This is a genomic window from Haliea sp. (assembly GCF_040222615.1).
In the GTDB taxonomy this organism is placed as follows: Bacteria; Pseudomonadota; Gammaproteobacteria; order Pseudomonadales; family Halieaceae; genus Haliea.
This window is the reverse complement of record NZ_JAVKCQ010000234.1, coordinates 1-4,397: the sequence shown is the minus strand read 5'-3', so window position 1 is coordinate 4,397 and position 4,397 is coordinate 1. Positions and strand designations below refer to the sequence as shown.

The 4,397-nt window shown below is 64.0% G+C and carries 6 protein-coding genes; all 6 read right to left on the bottom strand.

What is annotated here, in order from left to right; all coding sequences use genetic code 11:
- Window positions 1–802 (bottom strand): flavodoxin-dependent (E)-4-hydroxy-3-methylbut-2-enyl-diphosphate synthase (gene ispG, locus RJQ10_RS18585; RefSeq protein WP_350148924.1); only part of this gene is annotated, 802 nt, incomplete at its 3' end.
- 2 nt (window positions 803–804) lie between these two features.
- A complete protein-coding gene (locus RJQ10_RS18580; RefSeq protein ID WP_350148922.1) occupies window positions 805–1,236 on the bottom strand; it encodes a helix-turn-helix domain-containing protein in 432 nt (143 codons plus the stop codon).
- Window positions 1,226–2,020, bottom strand: coding sequence for a type IV pilus biogenesis/stability protein PilW (gene pilW / locus RJQ10_RS18575; protein WP_350148921.1), 795 nt, complete (start codon window positions 2,018–2,020; stop codon window positions 1,226–1,228). The genes RJQ10_RS18580 and pilW overlap by 11 nt, the downstream gene beginning before the upstream one ends.
- Complete coding sequence (rlmN, locus tag RJQ10_RS18570; RefSeq protein WP_350148920.1) at window positions 2,017–3,165, bottom strand: dual-specificity RNA methyltransferase RlmN; 1,149 nt, start codon at window positions 3,163–3,165, stop codon at window positions 2,017–2,019. Before rlmN ends, pilW begins: the two co-directional genes overlap by 4 nt.
- Window positions 3,166–3,180: 15 nt before the next feature.
- Entirely contained in the window at window positions 3,181–3,609 is a 429-nt protein-coding gene (ndk, locus tag RJQ10_RS18565) for a nucleoside-diphosphate kinase (protein WP_350148919.1), read from the bottom strand.
- A 95-nt stretch (window positions 3,610–3,704) separates the two neighbouring features.
- Window positions 3,705–4,397: aminotransferase class V-fold PLP-dependent enzyme (locus RJQ10_RS18560; RefSeq protein WP_350148918.1), on the bottom strand; the 693-nt coding region annotated here is incomplete at its 5' end.

The following is a 4,397-nucleotide window of genomic DNA, read 5'->3' as shown; positions in this document are numbered from 1 at the left end:
TAAAATTGATGCCGTTGGCCCGCAGCTTCAGGCTCTTGAGAATTTCAAAGCCGACCTTCACTTCTTCCACCGGATCCGCCGCCAGCGAGATACGGATGGTGTCGCCGATACCGTCCATCAACAGCATGCCCAGGCCCACCGCAGATTTCACAGTACCGCCGCGCAAACCGCCGGCCTCGGTGATGCCGAGATGCAATGGCTGTTCAATCTGCTGCGCCAGCAGGCGGTAGGCAGCCACCGCCATGAACACGTCGGAAGCCTTGACGCTGACCTTGAAATCCGGGTAGTTGAAGCGGTCGAGGATATCCACGTGGCGCAGCGCGGATTCCACCAGCGCCTCCGCGGTGGGTTCGCCGTATTTGCGCTGCAGGTCCTTGCCAAGCGAGCCGGCATTGACCCCGATGCGGATGGGGATGCCCTTGTCCCGGGCACAGTCAATGACAGCGCGGACCTTCTTGTCATTGCCGATGTTGCCCGGGTTGATGCGCAGGCAGTCGACCCCGTACTCCGCCACCTTCAGCGCGATCTTGTGGTCGAAATGGATATCCGCCACCAGGGGTACAGTAACCCGTGCGCGGATCTCGCGGAAAGCTTCCGCGGCGTCCATGCTCGGCACCGAAATACGCACGATATCCGCACCCGCATCCTGGATAGCCTGGACCTGGGCTACCGTTGCCGCGACATCGCAGGTCTCGGTGTTGGTCATGCTCTGCACGCTGATTGGCGCATCCCCGCCAACGGCGACCGAGCCGACCATGATCTGGCGACTGCGGCGACGGGTAATGGGGGAAGACTTGTGCACGCTCAACCTCCGAATAAGGAGCCGGTGGCGGTGTCACCGGACTGCGCCCACCACAGCCCCAGCACCAGCAGGGCCAGCACACCCAGGCCGAGCAAAATGCCAAGCCCGGTGCGTTGCAGCGGCAGGGGCCGCCGGCTGCTCACTCTGGTCGAGGATATTGCCGGCGCGGGGGCCACTTCATCGTAACCGGCCAGCACGATGATTTCGTCCAGGCCCAGCATTCGGGCATAGGCGCGCACGTAACCACGGGCAAACGCTGGCCGGCGCAGGCGCTGGAACTCATCGCGTTCAATAAATGCGACATATTCCGGCAGCCAGTTCAGGCGCTGGGACACATCGAGGGGCGAGAGCCCCCGGGCCTCGCGGGCCGCCTGCAGCATCGCCCCGGGCGACACCCTGGCCGCGGTATCTGCAAACACCTCGTTACTGCCCATTGGCTTGCATCCGCTGGTAATCCCGGAATTCCGGAGATTCGGGGTAGAGGCTGCCCAGCGCCAGCGCATAGCTGCTCACCGCATCCCGATCGTTCTGTGCCTTGGCCAGGCGGATACCCAGCCAGAGACCGCGCGCGGACTGGGACCTGACCGCTGTGCGGTAGATTCCGTAATGGCGACTGGCGGTGGCGTAATCGCCTGCCTCAAACCGCAGCTGGGCCAGCTCCAGCAGGGCGATGGTGTTGGCGCGATCCATGGACAGGGCGCGGGAAAAGGCCTCTTCCGCCTCCGCGGACTTGCCCAGCTGCTGCCGACACAGGCCCAGGTTCACGAACGCCATCGGCCGCCCGGTGTACAGGGTGTCCTTGACCACCTGCTCCAGTTCCTTTTCGGCGTCGGCATAGCGCTGCTCAGAATAAAGAAAAGCCGCGTAATTGTTGCGGGCGCGGGAGAAATCCCGCTGCAGCCGGATCGCCTTCTTGAAGCTTTCCTCAGCCAGCTCTTTCTCGCCCGTGCTCTGGTATACCAGGGCGAAAGCTTCGTGCACCTCGGCATTGCGGTCATCGATTGCCACCGCCTGGGCCAGGTTGCGCTTGGCGTTCTCCCAGTCGCGCTCACCGATATACTGCCGCGCCAGCGCCACCCTGCGCTCCAGAGCCTCCTGCGGTGACGGCGGTGTGGTGAACACGCTGTCGGTGGTGGTCACGCAACCCGAACACAGTACCACCAGGCCCAGCAGGATCCCGCGACCCCGCCTGCCGATATCCGCGGCTGGAATAATCACCCTGTTTCTACCTCCGGGGCCTGGCCCGCTGCGCGATAGCGTTCACTGCGACGCGTGCGGTCGACCACCTGGCCAACCAGCTGCCCGCAGGCTGCGTCGATGTCGTCCCCACGGGTGGTGCGGACGGTGACAATATAGCCCGCATCGACCAGCACTTGCCAGAACCGCGAAACCGCGTTGCCGCTGGGCCGGCGGTATTCCGAGCCGGGAAAGCTGTTGAAGGGAATCAGGTTGATCTTGCAGGGGAAATCCTTGAGCAGCACGGCCAGCTCCCGGGCCTGGTCCGGCTGGTCATTGACCCCGGCGAGCAGCGTGTACTCCACCGTGACCACGCGCTTGCTGTCGGCCTGGGCATCAATATACTGGCGCGCGCTGCGCAACAGCTCGGCAATCGGGTACCTGCGGTTGATCGGCACCAGCTGGCTGCGCAGGGCATCGTTGGGTGCGTGGAGCGAAATCGCCAGGGATACTTCACTGAGCTCCCGCAACCGGTCCAGCGCCGGCACTACGCCGGAGGTGCTCAGGGTAACCCGGCGCTTGGAAATGCCGTAGCCGAGATCGGACAGCATCAGATCCATGGCCGCGACCACGTTGTCAAAGTTCAGCAGCGGCTCGCCCATGCCCATCATCACCACATTGGTGACAACCCGGCCCTTGCCCGACTGGAAGGCGTCGTAGGATTTGATCGCCAGCCACACCTGGCCAATGATTTCGGCGGCCGTCAGGTCGCGCTGGAAACCCTGCTTGCCGGTGGAGCAGAAGGAGCAGTCCAGGCTGCAGCCAACCTGCGACGACACGCACAGAGTGGCGCGACCACCATCGGGAATCAGTACCGCCTCCACCAGGCCGCCACCTTCGACCCGCACCGCCCACTTGCGGGTGCCATCGGTGGAGTCGTGCTGGCTGACAATTTCCGGCGGCCGCACTTCGGCAATCTGCAGCAGCTTTTCCCGCAGCGCCTTGCCCAGGTTGGACATGGCGCCAATGTCCGTGACGCCGCCATGGTGCATCCACTTCATCACCTGCTGGGCACGGAACTTCTTCTCCCCCAGATCGAGGAAGAATTGCTCCAGCTGCTGCTGCGTCATGCCCAGGAGATTAACCCGGGCAGTCGCGGCGGTGGTGGCAATGAGGGAGGCCGTCATGGCGGAGTATCTGCTTCAGCCGCGGCTGCAGATGTCGCTGGCGGCGAAAAAGTAGGCTATTTCGCGCTCAGCGGAAGCCGGCGAGTCGGAACCGTGCACGGCGTTGGCATCAATCGATTCGGCAAAGTCGGCGCGAATGGTGCCGGGGTCTGCGTCCTTCGGATTGGTGGCACCCATAAGCTCGCGATTCCTGGCGATGGCGTTATCGCCCTCCAGCACCTGCACCACCACCGGACCGGAGGTCATGAACTCGATCAGCGCAGGGAAGAAAGGGCGCTCGCGGTGTTCGGCATAGAAACCACCGGCCAGGTCTTCGCTCAGGCGCAGCATCCTTGAGGCAACTACCTGCAGGCCCGCGTCCTCGAAGCGGGAATAAATCTGGCCAATGACGTTCTTGGCAACGGCATCCGGCTTGATAATGGACAGGGTACGCTCAACAGCCATCAAACTATCTCCACAGAAAACAAAAAAATCAGGGGCCGTTGGCCCCAGGGTAAAAGCCGCGCAATTATACGGGCTTTACTGCCGGGTTTCACCCGCTAAACGCGCTGGCGCAAACCGGTTATGACAGCCTCGAGGTGCGCGACAGCGCGGTCCACATCGGCCTCGGTGGTAAAACGGCCACAGCAGAGACGCAGCGCGCTGTGGGCCAGGGCATCGGGAACACCGATCGCCCGCAGGACATAGGACGGCTCAATGCTCTCGGAGTTGCAGGCCGAGCCGCTGGACAGGGCCAGCTCGCGCAGGGACAGCAGCAGGGTTTCGCCGTCCACACCCTCGACACTGACGTTGAGGGCGCCCGGCAGGCGCGCCTCCGGGTGCCCGTTCAACTGCAGGCCGGAGATTCCTGCCATGCCCTGCCAGAGACGCTGCCGCAGGGCCAGCAGGCGGGCGCTCTCGGCGGCCATCTCGTCCCGTGCCAGCCGCGCCGCCGTACCGATGCCCACGATCTGGTGGGTGGCGAGGGTACCGGAGCGCATGCCGCGCTCATGCCCGCCACCGTGCATCTGCGCCTCCAGCTGCACCCGGGGCTGGCGCCGCACATAGAGGGCGCCGATCCCTTTGGGGCCGTAGAACTTGTGCCCGGAGATGGATAACAGGTCCACCGGCAGTTGCGCCATATCCACCGGAATCTTGCCCACGCTCTGGGCCGCATCCACATGGAACAGGGCGCCGGCCTCGCGGACCACAGCACCGATGGCGGCAATATCGTTGATCGTGCCCAGCTCGTT

Bases quoted from the DNA above. Each gene is read 5' to 3' on its own strand.
- RJQ10_RS18580 (WP_350148922.1), bottom strand. From the start codon at position 1,236: ATGGGCAGTAACGAGGTGTTTGCAGATACCGCGGCCAGGGTGTCGCCC.
- rlmN (WP_350148920.1), bottom strand. From the start codon at position 3,165: ATGACGGCCTCCCTCATTGCCACCACCGCCGCGACTGCCCGGGTTAAT.
- ndk (WP_350148919.1), bottom strand. From the start codon at position 3,609: ATGGCTGTTGAGCGTACCCTGTCCATTATCAAGCCGGATGCCGTTGCC.